Origin of the sequence: Magnetovibrio sp. (assembly GCF_036568125.1) — a bacterium.
Taxonomy (GTDB): domain Bacteria; phylum Pseudomonadota; class Alphaproteobacteria; order Rhodospirillales; family Magnetovibrionaceae; genus Magnetovibrio.
The window spans coordinates 12555-31031 of record NZ_DATCTF010000002.1 but is presented as its reverse complement, the minus strand read 5'-3'; the positions used below and the strand labels follow the sequence as shown (position 1 = coordinate 31031).

Annotated in this window: 18 protein-coding genes; 12 read left to right on the top strand and 6 right to left on the bottom strand. The window is 58.1% G+C overall.

Annotated features, from left to right (window positions below):
* Window positions 1-7 precede the first annotated feature (7 nt).
* The 3 genes from VIN96_RS00275 to VIN96_RS00265 all read right to left on the bottom strand — a co-directional run bounded on the left by VIN96_RS00275 (window position 8) and on the right by VIN96_RS00265 (window position 3027).
* Window positions 8-823, bottom strand: coding sequence for an ABC transporter permease (locus VIN96_RS00275; protein ID WP_331893405.1), 816 nt, complete (start codon window positions 821-823; stop codon window positions 8-10).
* Between the two features lie 73 nt (window positions 824-896).
* On the bottom strand, window positions 897-1229 hold the full coding sequence (locus tag VIN96_RS00270) for an STAS domain-containing protein (protein ID WP_331893404.1): 333 nt from the start codon (window positions 1227-1229) through the stop codon (window positions 897-899).
* Between the two features lie 19 nt (window positions 1230-1248).
* The gene (locus VIN96_RS00265) at window positions 1249-3027 is read right to left on the bottom strand and encodes an ATP-binding SpoIIE family protein phosphatase (RefSeq protein ID WP_331893403.1); all 1779 of its coding nucleotides are present in this window, start codon (window positions 3025-3027) and stop codon (window positions 1249-1251) included.
* A 386-nt stretch (window positions 3028-3413) separates the two neighbouring features.
* Between VIN96_RS00265 and VIN96_RS00260 the strand changes: the two genes are divergently transcribed.
* The 10 genes from VIN96_RS00260 (at window position 3414) to VIN96_RS00215 (ending at window position 13918) form a co-directional block, all read left to right on the top strand.
* Window positions 3414-4181, top strand: a complete 768-nt coding sequence (locus tag VIN96_RS00260; RefSeq protein ID WP_331893402.1) for a heme-copper oxidase subunit III — start codon at window positions 3414-3416, stop codon at window positions 4179-4181.
* Window positions 4182-4208: 27 nt separating this feature from the next.
* Complete coding sequence (locus tag VIN96_RS00255) at window positions 4209-5039, top strand: SCO family protein (protein WP_331893401.1); 831 nt, start codon at window positions 4209-4211, stop codon at window positions 5037-5039.
* Entirely contained in the window at window positions 5039-5749 is a 711-nt protein-coding gene (locus VIN96_RS00250; RefSeq protein WP_331893400.1) for a cytochrome c oxidase subunit II, read from the top strand. The genes VIN96_RS00255 and VIN96_RS00250 overlap by 1 nt, the downstream gene beginning before the upstream one ends.
* Before the next feature lie 28 nt (window positions 5750-5777).
* Complete coding sequence (locus tag VIN96_RS00245) at window positions 5778-7412, top strand: cytochrome c oxidase subunit I (RefSeq protein WP_331893399.1); 1635 nt, start codon at window positions 5778-5780, stop codon at window positions 7410-7412.
* 193 nt (window positions 7413-7605) lie between these two features.
* Window positions 7606-7809, top strand: a complete 204-nt coding sequence (locus VIN96_RS00240) for a hypothetical protein (RefSeq protein WP_331893398.1) — start codon at window positions 7606-7608, stop codon at window positions 7807-7809.
* 15 nt (window positions 7810-7824) lie between these two features.
* Window positions 7825-8292, top strand: coding sequence for a DUF420 domain-containing protein (locus VIN96_RS00235; RefSeq protein ID WP_331893397.1), 468 nt, complete (start codon window positions 7825-7827; stop codon window positions 8290-8292).
* A gap of 50 nt (window positions 8293-8342) precedes the next feature.
* Window positions 8343-9785: a cbb3-type cytochrome c oxidase subunit I gene (locus tag VIN96_RS00230; RefSeq protein ID WP_331893396.1), complete on the top strand. Its 1443-nt coding sequence runs from the start codon at window positions 8343-8345 to the stop codon at window positions 9783-9785.
* A gap of 85 nt (window positions 9786-9870) precedes the next feature.
* Window positions 9871-10833, top strand: coding sequence for a heme o synthase (gene cyoE, locus VIN96_RS00225; protein ID WP_331893395.1), 963 nt, complete (start codon window positions 9871-9873; stop codon window positions 10831-10833).
* A 14-nt stretch (window positions 10834-10847) separates the two neighbouring features.
* Window positions 10848-12344 carry a carboxypeptidase M32 gene (locus VIN96_RS00220; protein WP_331893394.1) on the top strand — a complete coding sequence of 499 codons (1497 nt, stop codon included), beginning with the start codon at window positions 10848-10850 and terminating at the stop codon, window positions 12342-12344.
* Window positions 12345-12571: 227 nt separating this feature from the next.
* Window positions 12572-13918 (top strand): GGDEF domain-containing protein, encoded by a 1347-nt coding sequence (locus VIN96_RS00215; RefSeq protein ID WP_331893393.1) that lies wholly within the window; start codon window positions 12572-12574, stop codon window positions 13916-13918.
* Between the two features lie 16 nt (window positions 13919-13934).
* Here VIN96_RS00215 and VIN96_RS00210 read toward each other — a convergent pair whose 3' ends face one another.
* Together VIN96_RS00210 and VIN96_RS00205 are read right to left on the bottom strand one after the other, a co-directional pair.
* Window positions 13935-14654, bottom strand: a complete 720-nt coding sequence (locus VIN96_RS00210) for an LrgB family protein (RefSeq protein ID WP_331893391.1) — start codon at window positions 14652-14654, stop codon at window positions 13935-13937.
* On the bottom strand, window positions 14647-15021 hold the full coding sequence (locus VIN96_RS00205) for a CidA/LrgA family protein (RefSeq protein ID WP_331893390.1): 375 nt from the start codon (window positions 15019-15021) through the stop codon (window positions 14647-14649). Before VIN96_RS00205 ends, VIN96_RS00210 begins: the two co-directional genes overlap by 8 nt.
* A 118-nt stretch (window positions 15022-15139) precedes the next feature.
* Here VIN96_RS00205 and thrC point away from each other — a divergent pair, with 118 nt between their 5' ends.
* Both thrC and VIN96_RS00195 read left to right on the top strand, forming a co-directional pair.
* The gene (gene thrC / locus VIN96_RS00200; RefSeq protein WP_331893389.1) at window positions 15140-16546 is read left to right on the top strand and encodes a threonine synthase; all 1407 of its coding nucleotides are present in this window, start codon (window positions 15140-15142) and stop codon (window positions 16544-16546) included.
* Complete coding sequence (locus VIN96_RS00195) at window positions 16543-17808, top strand: pitrilysin family protein (RefSeq protein ID WP_331893388.1); 1266 nt, start codon at window positions 16543-16545, stop codon at window positions 17806-17808. The genes thrC and VIN96_RS00195 overlap by 4 nt, the downstream gene beginning before the upstream one ends.
* Window positions 17809-17818: 10 nt before the next feature.
* On the opposite strand, the gene VIN96_RS00190 is transcribed toward VIN96_RS00195, so the two are convergent.
* Entirely contained in the window at window positions 17819-18394 is a 576-nt protein-coding gene (locus tag VIN96_RS00190) for a YqgE/AlgH family protein (protein ID WP_331893386.1), read from the bottom strand.
* Window positions 18395-18477 lie beyond the last annotated feature (83 nt).

The window sequence follows — 18477 nt, the reverse complement described above, 5'->3', positions numbered from 1 at the left end:
CCGCCCCTTAAAACGTCGCCACCAAGGCGAACAGCATGTCGGTGATGACGATGGCGGAAATGCACTGCACCACCGAACGCGTGGTGGCTTTGCCGACACCTTCCGCGCCGCCCTTGACCAAAAAACCGTTGAGCACGCCAATCAATGCAATCAGCACACCGAAGATGGCCGCCTTGCCGATGCCGTGCATCAAATCGTCGACCGACAACACGTCGATGGTCTGATCGAAAAACGCCGCCAATGAAATGCCCAGCGAGGCGTTGACGTACAACGCCGCCGCGTACAGACCCAGCGCCATCGACATAAAGGTCAACACCGGCACCATGATCAGCGACGCCAACAAAGACGGCACCACCAAAAACCGCACCGGGTTGATGCCCATGACCTCAAGGGCATCGAGTTCTTGATTGATTTTCATGGTGCCCAGCCGCGCCGACAACGCCGAGCCCGAACGCCCGGCCACCAAAATGCCGGTGATCAAGGGGGCGAATTCGCGCACCATGGAAAATGCCACCCCGAACACGACGTGACCTTCGGCGCCGAACACCTTCAGACTATAGATACCTTGGATGGCCAACATCGCCCCGATGGCGGCGGCCATGATGCCGATGATGCCGATGGCGCGCACGCCGATTTCCATCATTTCGGCAAACACCGCGCCCAAGCGCACCGGTTGGTTCATACGCGGCCCGACCAGCAGCCAATACAGGCTTTCGGCCACCAAAACGCCATGACGGCCCATCTCTTCGAACGCCGAGACGGATGACCGACCAACCCGATCGAAGAACCGGGCAGCAACGTTTTGATGTGAACTCTCAGCCATGCGGTGCGTATCTCCCCCTTTTGCGCCTATGCCCGAATATTGCCTGCCTCAAAACATAGAGGCATTTCAGCGATTAGGCCATGGCGGCGATGGCGTCGTCGAGGTTGTCGTAAATCACGAACACCTTATCGAGACGCGCCAATTTCAACACCCGCATCGGCGTGTCGCTGACTTGCGCCAAGGCAAAGCCCAGCGCCTTGGATTTTGCGGACTGAAAGGCCTCGACCAACGACGCCACACCGGAGCTGTCGATATACGCGACGCCCGACAGATCCACGATCACGCCCTTACCGCCCGTAATGCACCCCAACAAGGCTTCGCGCACTTTGGGCGAAGTGCTGAGATCCACTTCCCCCGTCAAGGCCACAACATTCAGGCCGCTTTGTTCCGTAATGCCGATATCCATATTTTTGTTCCCTCAAGCCTTATATGGCTTTTTTCATCCTCAACAAATTGCCCTGTCCATCGGGCGGGGGCAAGTGCTCAACGTCATCCATGACTTCGCGCATGAAATGCACGCCCAATCCGCCGGGTCGAATATCGTCCAAATCGCGCGGCACGATCTTCGCCACATCTACCGGTGGCGCAAAATCGCGGATCAAGACCACATAATTTTCACCTTCGCGGCGCAGGTCGACGACCATATCGCCGACATCCGTTTCTGCGTAGGCGTGACGCACCACGTTCTGGCAGGCTTCGTCGACCGCCAGCATCAAATCCTGGCATTGTTCATGGGAAAAGCCGCACGCTGCCGAGGTTTCGCCCACCGCGCGACGCACCAGCTTCAAACTGCTGGCCCGCGCCGGCACCGTGAGCGCGCACAACGATCCTTCGCGTGGCCCAATGGCACCCTCATCTATCGATGTGCTTTCAATTTGTTTTTTCATTGCGTCGTTCACGATCGCATTGTCGTCACGACTTTGACGCTTTTGCAAGGGCTTGGCATCGTCGATGACCAAAACCGTGACGTCGTCGCGCAACGCTTCACCCGAACGGCCAAGACGGTTCGCCACCGCGTCGATGCGCGCCTGCGCAGATTGCCCCTCCGCCACGCCGGTGCGGATCATGTCCTGAAAACCGTCTGCGCCCAGTTCTTCACCCGGCGCGACGTAGCCTTCGGTGGCGCCGTCGGTAAATATATAAAGAGAGCCCCCGTTCAAATGCAGGACCTCTTCGGGTACCGGCCCGCCGCCGGTGAGTTCTGGCGGAATGCCCACCGGCGGTGCGGTTGCCTCCAAAGACGTGAACCGATCATCGGTGGAATGCAAAAGCGGCGGCTCATGCCCGGCGTTCGCCAGCACCACGCGGCCGGACGCGGGATCGTAAATACCCGCGACCATGGTCACGAACATCCCGCGCAGAGAGGTCTCGCAGACTTCAGCGTTGATACGTTGAAGCAAGCGCCCCGGACGCATGTCCTCTTTGCCCAAGCAGCGAAACAGGCTCGCGGTCTTGGCCATCAACAGCGCCGCGTTCATGCCTTTGCCCGACACGTCGGCGAGGGTGAAGGCGATACGCCCGTCATACATTATAAAGAAGTCGAAGAAATCGCCCGATACGACGCGTGCAGGACGGTTGACGCCGCACACAGGAAAGCTCTCGTCCGCGCTTGGCGGCGGCAGAAGTCCGCGTTGGATTTCCCCGGCCAGTTCCAACTCGCGGCGCATGACCTCCTTCTCCGCCAATTCACCGGCCATGCGAGCGTTGGAAATGGCCAATGCCGCCGATGCCGCCAAAGCCTCCAGCAATGTCAGGTCTTCGGGCGCGAACAAGCCGTCGCCCGCACCGTGCGCACCGGCGGTCTTATTGACCATTTCGATAGCACCGATGCGTTCGTCCTTGACCGACAAGGGCGCACACAGGACGGATCGGGTGGTAAAGCCGCTCTGCGCATCCATGGACGTGTCGAAGTTGGGGTCGTTCTGCGCGTCGCGCACCATCTCGGAACGGTTTTCGGCCACCGAACGGCCAACGATTCCTCTGTCGGCGGGTATCGTCAGCCCCTTGATGTCGACCGGACCAAAACTGGCATGACAGACCAAACGCGGCTCGTTGTCGTGCTCATCCAACAGAAACAGCGCGCCGCCCTCAGCCTCCATCAGCTCTGCGATGCGCGCCAGCGCCCGGCTCATGGTCACTTCGATATCCTGGGTTGCAGCAAAATGCCGCCCCATTTCGACCAAAAGTTCTAGCTGATTGTTCACGACTTTTCCCCCATACCCTACCTTATATTAGGGACTCGCAATCGGCAGCGCAGCATCTTTTGTGTGTAAGATTCCCCGACCATCAGCTGAATAAGCCAATTTACGTATTTTTCCTTCACACGGTGTTTTTCCAACAGCACTTACTTATGTAACGCGGAAATCATGGGCTCAATTATCACATGACCTCGTCAAAAGGCTGAAAACGCAGAAAATTATTGTGCACTGCAAAAGGACAATCAATTGACAGTGGTCAATTCGCATATTACGAAGTTCGGGCAATTCCTCATCTAACGTATGGGGGCTTATTGATTTTTGAACCTTTTTACATGCCGTCCTGTGTGAAAAGAATAATTTGTAACTACTACGTCCGACTTTGGGGAGGGACTATGACTTCTGATGCAGATACCGCCCACGTGCATGAGCACCACTGGGAATGGAGCTGGGCGCCGCTTTTGGTGGTAGCCGGCACGTTTTTGCTGCTGCCGATCGCTTTCGGGTTCTACTTCGCATACGACAACCTGATGATGACGGCGGTTTTCGCTGGCCTGGGCACCGTTATTTTGCTCGCCGGCGTTTCCATGTGGGTCAACGAAGGCCTCACGCAAACCCCGCTTCTCGCTGGTGTGGCCAATATCGGCCTGCCGATCTTCATCCTTTCGGAAATCTTCATCTTCCTGTCGCTGTTTTCCAGCTACTGGATGATGCGTCTGGGCATTGAATCCTGGCCGCCCGAAGGCACGCCTGAAATCGACAAACTGCTTCCGGTGATCATGACCGTGATCCTGGTGTCGTCGTCGATTACCTGTCACGTGGCTGAAGAAAAGCTCGATCACGCGGATCTGTCCGGCTTCAACAAATGGTGGGTCTACACCATCTTGTTGGGAACCCTGTTCTTGGGTTGCACCATCTATGAATGGAACCACCTGATTCATATGGACTTCATTCCGGGCACCAACGCCTATTCGTCCGCATTTTACACCATCACCGGCTTCCACGCTTCGCACGTGCTGGTCGGTTTGGCTGCATTCGTCGCGGTTTTGATCCCGGCTTTGGGTGGTCGCACGAACAAAACGTTCGTCAACTGCGTGTCGGTTTACTGGCACTTTGTGGACATCGTTTGGTTCTTCGTCGCTTCCCAGATTTATTTCTGGTAAGCCGCGAAACTGACGGATATCCGGTCGATGTTTGGCACCCGTACTCTTATGGCAAGCGCCCTGCTGGGCTGTGCTTTGGCTGCATTTCCAGCCAAGGCACAGTACGGCGGTGCCGTGCCTGTGTCGGACATCGACCCATCCATCTTCCAAATCGACGAAACGAAGTATCTCGGCACCAAGGTCAGCGGCGATATTCAGCTGATCGACGAGCAAGGGCAGGAATTCACCCTGGCCGACAAGCTCGGAAAACCTCTCATATTGGTTTTGTCCTATTACACGTGTGATGGCAGTTGTTCCGTCATCAACCAAGATCTCAACGCCCAGTTGGCCGATATCAGCGGCATTAAGCCGGGGGAAGATTTCAACGTTCTGACCATCTCGTTCGACGAACACGATGATCTGAACAGCGTCGGCGTTTTCAAGCAGCATTTGAAAATGACCGAAAACATGAACGGGTCCTGGTCATTCGCGACCTTCAAGAACAAAGACCAGATCAAGCCGTTCGCGGAATCCATCGGATTTCATTATTTCTGGTCGCCCCAGGATCGGACCTTTTTCCATCCGGGCGCCTTCATGTTCCTGACCCCGGAAGGGCGTCTGGCGCGGGTGTTGTACGCACTCAACTCCGCGCCGCAGGATATAAAGCTGGCCGTTTTCGATGCCAAAGCCGGTGAATTCAAGCCGGGTGAGATCATCGATTTCGCCGTAAGTCTTTGTTACAGTTACAACTATGCTGAGGGGAAGTACACGGTCAGCATTCCGTTGTTTGTTGGTGTCGGCGCATTGTCCTTAGGCGTCTCATCATTTGCAGTTTCCGTCCTGTTTTTTCGCAGGCGGAGGAGAGGGAGGTTAAGTTAATGAGGAAATTACTGTCAGCAATGACGGGCTTGGCTGGCGGCGCATTGCTGTCGACCCAGGCTTTTGCACAGGAAATCCGCAATCCGGCCGCGGAGTGGGAACACCTGTGGAACGAGGTGATCATGGATATCACCGTGATCGGCGTCATCATGTCTGTTGCAGCCATTGTGATGTTGGTTAAGTACCGCGCGACAAGCCCCGAACAGGTTGGCACCGCAAAGAAATTGACCACCGTTCAGTCGATTTCGTTTGCTTTGATCCCGGCTTCGATCTTCATGGCCGATGACTTCTATCTGGCCGCCAACGGCTGGACCGTTTGGAACGCCTATCGTCGCGTTCCGGAAAACGCCATGGAAGTCAAAGTCACGGCGTATCAGTGGTACTTCGAATTCGAATACCCCGACGGCACCGTAGCCGATGGCAGCGATTTCAGTGCCATTAAGGTTCCCGCCGGTCAGCCGACGGTGTTTCGCATGACGTCGGAAGACGTGATCCACTCGTTCGGTCTGCCCTACTACCGCGTCAAAGAAGACGTGATGCCGGGCCGTATCACCTACATCTGGATCAATCCGGACAAAGAGCAAACTGAAGCCGTCCTTCAGTGTGCAGAATTCTGCGGTGACAGCCACTCGCAAATGGCCAACCCGATCCACGCCGTCCCGCAGGCCGAGTTTGACGCTTGGCTCGCCGAACTCGCTGCTGAAGGCTAAGGCCGAGGCCTAGAGGGAGAGAATACTTATGAGCACACCTACAACCACCGCAGGACACGCCGCTGTCCCAGCCTGGAAAGAGTGGATCCTGACCACCGATCACAAACGCATCGGTGTTCTGTATCTGGTCGGTTCCATGGCCGCTTTCGGCGTCGCTGGCCTGATGGCCCTGATCATCCGCGCAGAGCAGATGCAATTGGGCATGCAAATCGTTACCTCCGGCACCCAGTACAACGGCTTTTTGTACTTCCACGGCGCCGCCATGATTTTGGCCTTCTTGATCCCGGGTTTGACCGGTTTCGCGGCCAACTACTTCCTGCCGCTGATGATCGGCGCACGCGACGTTGCGTTCCCGCGCATCAACGCATTTAGCGTCTGGCTGTTCTACTTCGCCATTGTCTTGGCGTTGTTGAGCTTCGTCGTTCCCGATGCACCCGATATCATGTGGACCGGCTATCCGCCGTATTCCGTGACCACGTCGGCCAACACCTCCATGTACGTGTTCACCGTTCACCTGCTCGGCTTCTCGTCGATCTTGGGTGCCGTGAACTTCCTGGTGACCGTGATTTACATGCGCGCACCGGGCATGGGCTGGAACCAGCTGAACATGTTCGTGTGGACCACGGTTGCAGCGTTCGTCCTGCAGCTGGTGTTCATTCCGGTGCTTGCCGCCGCCGTGACGCTGCTGCTGTTCGATAAATACCTGGGCACGCACTTCTACGATCCATCCGCGGGCGGCGACGTGCTGCTGTATCAGAACTTGTTCTGGTTCTATTCGCACCCGGCTGTGTACGTTATCTTCCTGCCGGCCGTGGGTATCTTGTACGATATCATGGCTACCATGGCGAAGAACCGGGTGTTCAACTACAAGGCTGCGGTTTACGTCGGCATCTGGGGCACCGTTGGTATCGCCGGTATCGTGTGGGTTCACCACCTGTACATCTCAGGCATGCCCGATTGGATCCGTCTCGGCCACATGGTCACGACGCTTCTGATCTCGGTTCCGGTCGGTATTTTGACCCTGTCGCTGTGGGGCACGCTCTACAAAGGCGCAATCACCTATAACACCGCCATGATGTATGCGGCATCTTGCCTGTATCTCATCTTGCTCGGTGGTCTGACTGGTATTCCGCTGGCGATCCCGTCGATGACGCTGCACCTGTCGGAAACCTCTTACGTGCATGCGCACTTCCACTTCATCATGGCTCTGTTCTCGGCGTTCGCTCTGTTCGCTGGCATTTACTACTGGTTCCCCAAAATGACCGGTCGTTATGCAGACGGCCCGCTGGCCACCGCCAGCTTCTGGCTCAACTTCATCGGTGTGAACGTGACCTTCTGGCCGCTGTTCATCATCGGTAAAGAAGGCATGCCGCGTCGTTACTGGGACTATGAAATGTTCAAGGACGTTCAGGTGATGGGCTTCTACTTTGAGGACTACCACAAAGTGGCGACCATCGGCGCATTCACCATTGCCTTGGGCATGTTGTTGCAGACCATCAACTTCGTCTACGCGGCGTTCGCGGGCAAGCCTGCTCCGACCAATCCGTGGAACTCGAAGTCCTTGGAATGGACCCACACCGTGAGCCCTCCGGGACCGGGTAACTTCGGCGACACCGATGTGGTGGTCGACGAAAACTGGAGCCCGTACGAGTACAACAAGTAAGTTGCTCGACACTCTCAAGACAAAGCGGGGGCCTTCTGGCCCCCGCTTTTTTTTGCGATTTCCACTCGGACTTTCGGATCAAACAAAATCCCCGAAAAAGCGCACATTTCTGCGCCAAGAGCCGCTCTCTCCTTGCGAAAAACCGCCCGGAGGGCTATACCTTCCAGAACACATAAATGGGGAGAAAATACACATGAGCGAGACGCCACAAACCAATGCCGCTCAAAGCCCGGCACGGCCTCAAATCCCGCGCACGAAAATTTGGGTGATCGGCGGTCTATTCCTGATCGCCGCCATCGGTATGTATGCCGGAACCATGTACCGCATCCAGAATTACGGATACGTCGGTCTCGGTGCCGATCAGCCGATCAAACCCGGCGCCGAATTAACCAACTGACCCGGACATCAGATCATGATCGAAATCACCACCATCCCGCACATCAATGCGGTCTTGAATGCTGCGACCGTCGTCCTGTTGTGGTTGGCACGCAGCCACGTCAAGGCCGGCAACGTCAACGCGCATAAGAAGACCATGATTGCGGCGTTGGCCGTTTCGCTGGTGTTTTTGGGTTTCTATCTGGTCTACCATTTTAATTCCGGCCTCGCCAAATTCGGCGGCGAAGGCATCATCCGCCCGATTTACTTCACCATCTTGATTGCCCACGTGATCGGCGCCGTGATTATTACGCCGTTGGTGCCGATGGCGGTCTATCAAGCCGTCAAAGGCAACCGTGAGGCTCACAAGCGTTTGGTCAAGTGGACGTGGCCGATCTGGTTTTACGTCGCCTTTTCCGGGGTGGTGGTCTACGTCATGGCGCTGCAGTTGTGGCCGTGCACAGGCGCCTGCCTAGCCTCCGGCCTCAGCTTGCCGGGACGCTAAGAGCCACCGTCGATCCTTGCATATGCCGCCTCCAGTCTAAGGCCGAAATCATGAGCAAAAGCACCGCCCAAGTCCCGCCCCTGATGGAACGCCTCGACGTCGCCATGGCGGAACCATCGGCACGGCCCTGGCTGACCCGCTGGTCGGTGGTGGCCTTGATCGTTCTTGGCACGGCGGGATTGTTTGCACTGCCGTTGGCGTTCGGCCGCGCCCCTGGGGTGAGCGATTATTTCCCGTGGTTCGTAGCCAATTTCCATCGTTTCTTGGTGGTCCATGTCGATTACAGTTTCGTGGTGTTTTTCCTCACGATTTTCGCCATCGTCGCACACATCAGCGCATACCGCCTGTCCAACGGCCAGCCACGCTTCTTGGTGCTGGAATACATCGCTTTTCGCGCCACCGTGGTGGCGATCGCAGGCATGTTCATTCCGGTTTTCCTGATGCCCGAAGGCGAGCCGATCATGAGCAACTACGTGCCGGTGCTCACCAGCCCGCTGTTCTACCTATCCTTGGTGGTGCTGGCCGGCGCCATGGCGTTGATGGCGATCTTGGTGTTGTCGTGCTTGTTCAATCGCCCGCAACGCGACCTCGACACGCACAGCTTCGGCATCGACATGGTCAGTCTTGCCGGTATCGCGGCGTCGCTGATCTATCTGCTGGCGTTCGCCTACTTTCTTTACGCTTGGGCTTTGTTGGACCCGCAACTGGTCGAAGGCCAACCGATCAGCCACCAGTTCAACGAAGAACTGTTTTGGGCCGGCGGCCACGTGTTGCAGTTTCTCAACGTCACATTGCTGGTCGGAGCCTGGTACGCGGTCGCCAGCGCGGTCTTGGGCCGCGCGCCGTTCAACCCCATGACAGCGGTCGCCTCAATCGTTATCGTCACCGTGTCGGCGTACATCACCCCGATTTTCTTTACCGTCTACGAGGTCTTTTCCGCAAGCTGGCTGCTGGCGTTCACCAACATGCAATACGTTTTCGCCCCGGTGGGCCTGATCGTGGCGCTGCCGCTGATCAAGGCGGTACTGGGCGCATCTGATAAGCCATGGAAAAACCCCGGCTACGTGGCGCTGATCCTCAGCCCGGTTGTGTTCGGCATCGGCGGCGTCATGGGGCTGTTCGTCGACGGCCAAGACACCCGCACCCCAGCGCATTACCACGGCATGATCGCGGGTGTGACGCTGGCCTTCATGGCGCTGTTTTACACCGTTATTTTGCCGCTGCTCAAACGCCCCATCACCTGGCCGCGCTTGAGCTTGACGTCGGTGTGGCTGTTCGGGGTCGGCCAGGCGTTGGCCAGCAGCGGGCTGTTCATCGCCGGCGGGCACGGCGCGGCGCGCAAGGTTGCCGGCGCGGAACAGGGCCTCACCGCCTTTACCGCCAAACTGGGCATGGGGCTGAACGGTGGCGCGGGATTGCTGGCGATCATCGGCGGCGCGTTGTTCGTGTGGGTGTGCGCAAGTGCGCTGATCGGCAAAAAAAGCGACGCTTAATACGCGCCGCGCATGAAAAAACATACGAAAGTCGGATCATTGTCTGTACATTCGTCATGGGGACTTTTTGAGGGGCACGTCAAACTTGGCTGATACAATCCAAGACAAATCACAAACCGCCAGCGAAGCGGCTGAAACCGTGATCGAGCCAAACGGCGGCGACACCTATCGCTTCCGCGTCGCCGATTACGCCAACCTGTTGAAACCGCGGGTGATGATGTTGGTGGTGTTCACCGCCATCACCGGAATGGTGCTGGCGCCGGGTTCGATTTCCTTGTGGCAAGCGGTCGTTTCCATCCTGTGCATAGCCATTGGCGCGGGCGCGTCGGGTGCCATCAACATGTGGTACGACCGCGACATCGACCAGTTCATGGCGCGTACGCAAAAACGCCCCATCCCCGCAGGCAAGGTCGAACCCACCCAGGCGCTGGTGTTCGGCGTGGTGCTGGCCGCCCTGTCGGTTGTGGTGATGTATTTCGCCGTCAACAGCGAAGCGTCTGGCCTGTTGCTGTTCACCATTCTCTATTACGTATTCCTCTACACCATGTGGCTGAAGCGTTCGACCCCGCAAAACATCGTCATCGGCGGGGCCAGCGGCGCGTTTCCACCGATGATCGGCTGGGTTTCGGTAACGGGCGATTTCAGCTTTGAATCGGGCATCCTGTTCCTCATCATCTTCTTGTGGACTCCGCCGCATACCTGGGCGTTGGCGTTGTTCCGCCATGGCGATTACGAGCGTGTCGGCGTGCCGATGATGCCGGTGGTGGTGGGCAGCCACTCCACCAAAGTGCAGATGCTCATCTACACCTTGCTGCTGGTTCCGGTAACGTTGATCCCCGGTTTCATTGGCATGTCGGGTCTGCTGTACACCGCTGGCGCGGGCGCGCTGGGGGCGCTGTTTCTGCATCACTGCTGGAAGCTGCTCAAAGACAAAGACGATGCCCACGCGCGGCCGACGTTCCTGTTCTCGATCCTTTACCTGTTCTTGATCTTCGCCTTTTTGCTGATCGACCGGGTGGCGTGGCTGCCGATGCCGATCACCTTCTAAGGTCTCGTTCGCCAATGATCAAAACGCCCTACCAAGACCTCGAAGACCGCTTTCGCCGTTTGGACGCCGTCGGTGGCGCGCTGTCCATGCTGCACTGGGACATGTCGGCGATGATGCCGTCGGGCGGCGTCGACAGCCGCAGCGAACAACTGGCGGTGTTGACCTCCATTCGCCATGCGATGATCACCGACCCGGCGCTGCCCGACCTGCTGGACGGGGCCGAGGCCGATCAACACCTCGATCCCTGGCAACAGGCCAACGTCGCCGAAATGCGCCGCCAGTGGGTGCACAGCGCCGCCGTGGACGCCGATTTGGTCGAAGCATTGAGCCGCGCCGCGTCCAAATGCGAAACCATCTGGCGCACGGCCCGCGCCGAATCTGATTTCAAGGCGGTTCTGCCGAGCTTGGAAGAGGTCCTCAACCTCACCCGCCAAGAAGCCGAAGCCAAGGCCGACAAGCTGGGCGTATCGCCCTATGACGCATTGCTGGACCAGTACGAACCAGGTGGCCGCGCCGCCGATATCGACGAGGTATTCGCCCATCTGGGCGATTTTCTGCCCGGTTTCCTCGACGACGTGCTGGCCAAGCAGGCCTGTGGAACGGCAATCCTGCCTCTTCAAGGACCCTTCCCGGCAGCCAAGCAAAAAGCGTTGGGCCAGACCTTCATGACGGCGTTGGGCTTCGATTTCGACCATGGTCGGCTGGACGAAAGCCATCACCCCTTTTGTGGTGGCACCTATGACGACGTGCGCCTAACCACGCGTTACGACGAGGCCGACTTCACCTCGGCGCTGATGGGCGTACTGCACGAAACCGGCCATGCACTCTACGACCAAGGCCTGCCCAAGGCGTGGCGCGGCCAGCCGGTGGGTTCGGATCGGGGCATGAGCATCCACGAAAGCCAGTCTTTGTTGATCGAGATGCAAGCCTGTCGCTCGCGTGAATTCCTCGAATATGCCGCCCCATTGCTGCGCGACACCTTTGGCGGTTCCGGCGCGGCGTGGGAGGTGGACAACCTCACCCGCCTCTACACCAAGGTCGAAAAAGGCTTCATCCGTGTCGATGCCGATGAGGTGACCTACCCCGCCCACGTGATCTTGCGTTTTCAATTGGAACGCGCGGCCATTGCCGGCGACCTGCAGATGGCGGACCTGCCGGGCGCGTGGAACGAAGGCCTGCAAAAAATCCTCGGCATCACCCCGCCGACGGATCGCGAAGGCTGCTTGCAAGATATCCATTGGTACGATGGAGCTTGGGGATACTTCCCGACCTACACGCTGGGCGCCATGACGGCGGCGCAATTGTTCGCCAAGGCCAAGTCTGACCGACCGGACATCTTACCGTCCATCGCACGCGGCGATTTCGCGCCGCTGCTGGGCTGGCTGCGTGAACGCGTGCACGCCAAGGGCTGTAGCCTATCCACCCGCAACCTGATCGCCACAGCGACGGGCGAACCCTTGAACGCGGATCACTTCAAAGCCCACCTGAAGACCCGCTACTTGGATTCATAAACGCACGCGTCGGCACATGTGGAAATTTCGTACTAAGCGTGAATATTTTGTTTGATTCCAAAGGGCGACCCTTTATGGTGGAAAAACTTTTACAAACGAACGCTGCCACGGCCTAAAAAACGACCTCAAAACGGTCACGTGGTTTCCCCCTGCGTTCGATCGAGTGATTTATACATAAAATTCAACACGTTACTCGATACTTGACGCAGTCAGAGTGGGGAGCTCACGTGCGTATCACAAAGAAAATTCTGACCGATCTGGCCATTTGGATGGTGATGTTCGGTATTCTGGCGGGAGTGGTGTTTCCGTTTTTCGTCGTGTTTATGGGGGTTTCTGAAGCCCTAGCCCTCAGCCCGATGTTTTTCGCCGCCACGCTGTGCGCTGGCATCACCGTCGGCGGTTTGAATTATCTCATCGCCCACTGGGTGATCCGACCGCGCCTGCGCTATCTGTCGCAAAAGATGGGCGACATCGGCACGCAAATTCAACAGGCCACCTACACCGGCGATTGGACAAGCTGCAGCCCCGAAAAATGCGCGGTGAAAGTTGAATCGGAAGACGAAATCGGCGGGTGCGCGCTGGCCTTCAACAGTCTGCTCGATGCCTTTTCGGAATCGCGCCACGTCGAACAGGCCGTCGTCAACTTCACCCATTCCTTGTCGAGCACCCTGAACATCGAAGAACTGGCCGAAGATGCCTTGGCGCAAATCCTCGCCCACACCAATGCTCAAGCCGGTGCGTTGGTGATTGAAGCGTCGGGCGAACTGGAAATCGCCGCCGCGCGCGCCATCAAGGAGCCCGCGACAATTTTGGAAAGCGATCAAATTCGCCACATGTTCCGCGACGGCAAGGAAATCCGCTTTACGGTGCCCGACGATTTGCGCATCGACGGCATCGTTGCCGACTTCAAGCCGCGCGAAATTTGCACCATTCCCGTCTCCTTCAATGACGTGCCCATCGCCGCGATGGTGCTGATCTCGTCGACCGGTTTCAAACGCGGCGCGCTGCGTCTTGCGCGTCTGTTTCGCCAGGGTCTGGGTCTGGCCATTCAAAACGCCTTGGCGCACCGCCAACTGCAGCGGGTCGCGGCCTTGGATCCTTTGTCCGGTGCTTACAACCGGCGCTTCGGCATGAAACGCCTGCGCGAGGAATACAGCCGCGCCGTGCGCAACAACAGCAACTTGGCGCTCATCATGTTCGACATCGACCATTTCAAAAAGGTCAACGACACCTACGGCCATCTGGTCGGCGACCGCGTCATCGTCGCGGTGTGCGATGCCGGTCAGCGTATTTTACGCGGCGACGACGTTTTGGTGCGGTACGGTGGCGAGGAATTCTGCGCCATCCTGCCCGGCGCGACGCTTCAAAACGCGCTCGACATTGCCGAACGCATCCGCCGCGTGGTCGAGGAAACCTCTGTCGAAGATGGCGACCAACGCATCAACGTCAACATCAGCGCCGGCGTTGCGGTCTATCCCGACCAGCCGACCGAAAGCGAAGTAGCGTTGCTCGATCATGCCGACAAAAAGCTCTACGTCGCCAAGCTGGAAGGGCGCAACCAAGTCCGCCACTAAGCCCACGAAGCAGGATCTAAAAAATCAGCCCCAAGATCAACGGCAACAGCACCGCCGTGGCCAAACCGTTCAGCCCCATGGCGAGGCTGGCGAACGCCCCGGCGACGTCGTTGACCTGCAAGGCCCGCGCCGTGCCGATGCCGTGACTGGCAGTGCCCATGGCAAGCCCGCGCGCCCGCCAATCGGTGATGCGCAGCGCATTCAGGGTCCACGTGCCGAGCACCGCGCCCAGAATACCGGTCAAAATCACCAACACCGCCGTCAATGACGGCACGCCGCCGGTGGCTTCGGCGATGCCCATGGCAATCGGCGCGGTGACGGATTTGGGCGCCAGCGACAGCAACGTTTCGCGCGACGCCCCCAACGCCCACGCAACGCCGATGGCGCTGAGCGCAGCGGTGGCGGAACCCGACAAGATCGCCACCAAGATCAAGACAAATGAGCGACGGACCTTTTGAAATTGCCGGTACAAAGGCACCGCCAGCGCCACCGTCGCCGGGCCGAGCATGAAGTGCACGAACTGCGCGCCGTCGAAATAGGTGCGGTATTCGGTTCCTGTGACCATCAACAAACCCACCAGCAACACCACCGCGATGAGCACCGGGTTGAGCAGCGGATGCAATCCGGCGCGGGTATAGATCCACATCCCCGCCTGATAGGCGACCAGCGTCACCGTCAGCCCCAACAGCGGGGTGGTCGAAAGATAAACCCAGATCTGATAAAGCCCATCATCCATCGTTCGGCTCCTGCCCACGGTCCTCGTCGACGAACCGGCAACAGCCCTTCATCACCAACGCCGTCACCGCGATGGTCGCCACCGTGCTGACCACCAAGGCGACGCTGATGGGCAACCATTCGTCGCGGATCATGTGCAAATGCAGCATCACCCCGACACCTGCGGGCACAAACAGCAACGACAGATGCTTGAGCAAGCCGCCCGCCGTGTCTTTCAGACCGTTCGGCACATCGCCTTTGATGACCAGCGCGAGGAACAGCAAAGCCATCCCCACCACCGGACCGGGCAGCGGCAAATCGAGGCCTTTCGATATGACCTCCCCGACCAATTGGAAGACCAACAACAATGTAATGAAGCCAAGCGTCATGTTTCCCCCATATGAAACCTACGTGAATCCTGGGATCCAACGTGCTTCTGGATTGCTATTTTGGTCCGTGGTCTCTAAGAAAGGGAGCGTTTTTTGGAAATTTCGACGGAAATGAGCCGTGAAGTACATCAGCACCCGGGGCAACGCCCCCAAACTCGCCTTTGACGACGTCCTGCTGACGGGCCTGGCCCGCGATGGGGGCCTCTATCTGCCCGAATCCTGGCCGCAGTTCAGCGCCGCCGATTTGGCCGAGATGAAGGACATGTCCTACGTCGATCTCGCCGTCAAAGTGATGCTGCCGTTTGTCGAAGATGTCGTCAGCCGCGAAGAGCTGACCCAGATCGTCACCGACACCTACGGTTCGTTCGATTGCGACGATGTTGCCCCGCTGGTGAAGCTTGGCGACAACGAATATGTGCTGGAACTGTTTCACGGCCCCACCTTGGCGTTCAAAGACTACGCCCTGCAATTTTTGGGACGCATGTTCGACCACGTGTTGACCAAGCGCGGCGCGAAGCTGACCATCGTCGGCGCGACTTCTGGCGACACCGGCTCAGCCGCCATCGAGGCATGCCGTGACCGCGACAACATCGAGATCTTCATCCTCCACCCCAGCGGCAAGGTGTCCGAAGTGCAGCGCCGTCAGATGAGCACCGTGCTCAGCGACAACGTGCACAACATTGCGCTGAAGGGCAATTTCGACGACTGCCAGAACACCGTCAAGGCGCTGTTCGCCGACGAAAAGTTCCGCGACGATGTCAATTTGTCTGCGGTTAACTCCATCAACTGGGCGCGCATCATGGCCCAGGTGGTCTATTATTTCTGGGCCGGGTTGCGCGCTGGCGCGCCCGATACCTCGGTGGCCTTTGCCGTGCCGACCGGCAACTTCGGGAATGTGTTTGCAGGCTACGTGGCGAAACAGATGGGCCTGCCCATCAGCCAGTTCGTCATCGGATCCAACGCCAACGATATTTTGATCCGTTTCATCGAAACCGGACGCATGGAATCCAAGGGCGTTTTCGAGACCACCAGCCCGTCGATGGACATTCAGATTTCATCCAACTTCGAACGCTTCATGTTCGAATTGTTGGACCGCGACAGCAGCGCGCTCAACGACGCCATGCAGGAATTCAAAGAAACCGGACATTTTTCCGTCACGGATACGTTCATGGTCCGTCTCAAAGCCATCATGGACGGCGCACGCTTCGACGATGCGGGCACGGCGAAGCTGATTGGCGACGTTCACAAGGAAACGGGCTACCTGCTGGATACGCACTCGGCCATCGGCGTCGGCGCGGCACGCGCGCGGCGTTGGGACAAAGCCGTGCCGATGGTGATCTTGGCCACCGCGCACCCGGCGAAGTTCCCCGACGCGGTGAAAGCGGCGTCCGGCGTACATCCCGAGTTGCCATCGCATCTTTCCGACCTATATGAACGGGAAGAGAAATACACGGAGCTGCCCGACAGCTTCGAGACCATTAAAGATTATATCGAAACGACTTTGAAGGAGCGCGGCAAACTGTGAGCGAAACTTTGCGCATCACGACCCTGGACAACGGACTACGCATCATCTCCGACGAGATGCCCACCGTTGAAACCGCATCCGCAGGCGTTTGGATCGATGCCGGGGCGCGTTTCGAAGCGCAAAAAGTGAACGGCGTGTCCCATATGCTGGAACACATGACGTTCAAGGGCACGCGCAAACGCTCCGCCCTGGCTATCGCCGAAGAAATCGAAGACGTCGGCGGGCACATCAACGCCTACACCTCGCGCGAGAACACGGCGTATTACGCCAAAGTGCTCAAAGACGACCTGGGTCTCGCCGTCGACATGGTTGCCGACCTGGTGCAGAACGCGACGCTGGACGAAGATGAGCTGGAACGCGAACGCGGCGTGATCTTGCAAGAAATCAATCAAGCCCAAGACACCCCCGACGACGTGGTCTTCGATCTGTTTCAAGAAGCCTGCTTTCCCGACCAAGCGCTGGGCCGCCCGGTGCTGGGCACCCTCGACGGCGTCGGTCAGATGCCGCGTGCCGACATTTTGGGCTATATGAACGATCATTATCGCACCGGCGACATGGTGCTGTCCGCTGCGGGCAACTTTAAGCACGATCAACTGGTCGATCTCGCCAACCAGCATTTCGCCCACGGTCCGGCCAAAAGCATCGGCGACACCCAAGGTCCGGCGCAATATGTCGGCGGCGATATCCGTGAAAGCCGCGACACCGAGCAGGTCCAATTGTTGATGGGGTTCGAGGGCTTCAGCTATCACGACGACGATTTTTATGCCGCGTCGGTGATGTCGATGTTGTTCGGCGGCGGCATGTCGTCGCGCCTGTTCCAGGAAGTGCGCGAAAAGCGCGGCTTGGTCTATTCGGTCTATTCCTTCGTTTCCGCCTATGCCGATACCGGCGTGTTCGGCATCTACGCCGGAACCGGGGAAAACGACGTCAAGGAACTGATTCCGGTGATCTGCGACGAAATCGGCAAACTGGATCAAAACGTCAACGCCGAGGAACTCAACCGCGCCAAGGCGCAGCTCAAGGCCTCGATCTTGATGAGCCTGGAAAGCACCTCGTCTCGCGCCGAGCAAATGGCCCGCCAATTGATGATCTTCGGCCGTCCGATTCCCACCGACGAAGCCGTCGCGCGCATCGAAAACGTCGATGCCGAGGCCATCAAACGCGTGTGTGCGCGCATTTTCCAAGGCACGCCGACGGTGGCGGCCCTGGGACCGATTTCTCACGTCGAGGATTTCGACAAGATCGAAGCGCGCTTGAATTAAGTCCGGCCCCTTAGGCGTGGCCGGCTTCTTCTGACAGCAGGCTCAGGTCGATGCCCAGTTTGGCCAGAGCGGTGTTCCATTTTTTGTCGAGATCGACGTTGAACACGATCTCGGGGTCGGCCTCGACCGTCAGCCAACCGTTGGCGAGAATTTCGCTGTCCAACTGCCCCGCGCCCCAACCCGCGTACCCCAACGCCAAAATGCGTTCCTTGGGGCCGTGACCTTCGGCGATGGCCTGTAAAATGTCCACCGTGCCGGTCAGCGCGACCTTGCCGTCAACCAACAACGTGGCCTCGTGGATGTAATCAGGGCTGTGCAGCACGAACCCGCGTCCCTGTTCCACCGGTCCGCCAAACTGAATGGACACGGCCGCGCCGGGGTCGGTCTGCACCAGATTGAGTTGATCGAGCAGATCCGGGAATGAAATGTCTTTCATCGGCTGATTGATGACCAGGCCCATCGCGCCTTCGTCGTTGTGCGCACAGATATAAATCACTGATTTTGCAAATCGAGGATCGGGCATGCCCGGCATGGCAACGAGTAGGTGGCCGACAAGATAAGGACTGTTCGAGGTTTGAATGGTCATCGCTTCACCCACCCGTTTCGTCGGCGTTGTTGTATCCGCCGTTGCGCACATTGATCAGTATGACATATGTGCATCGATCCACA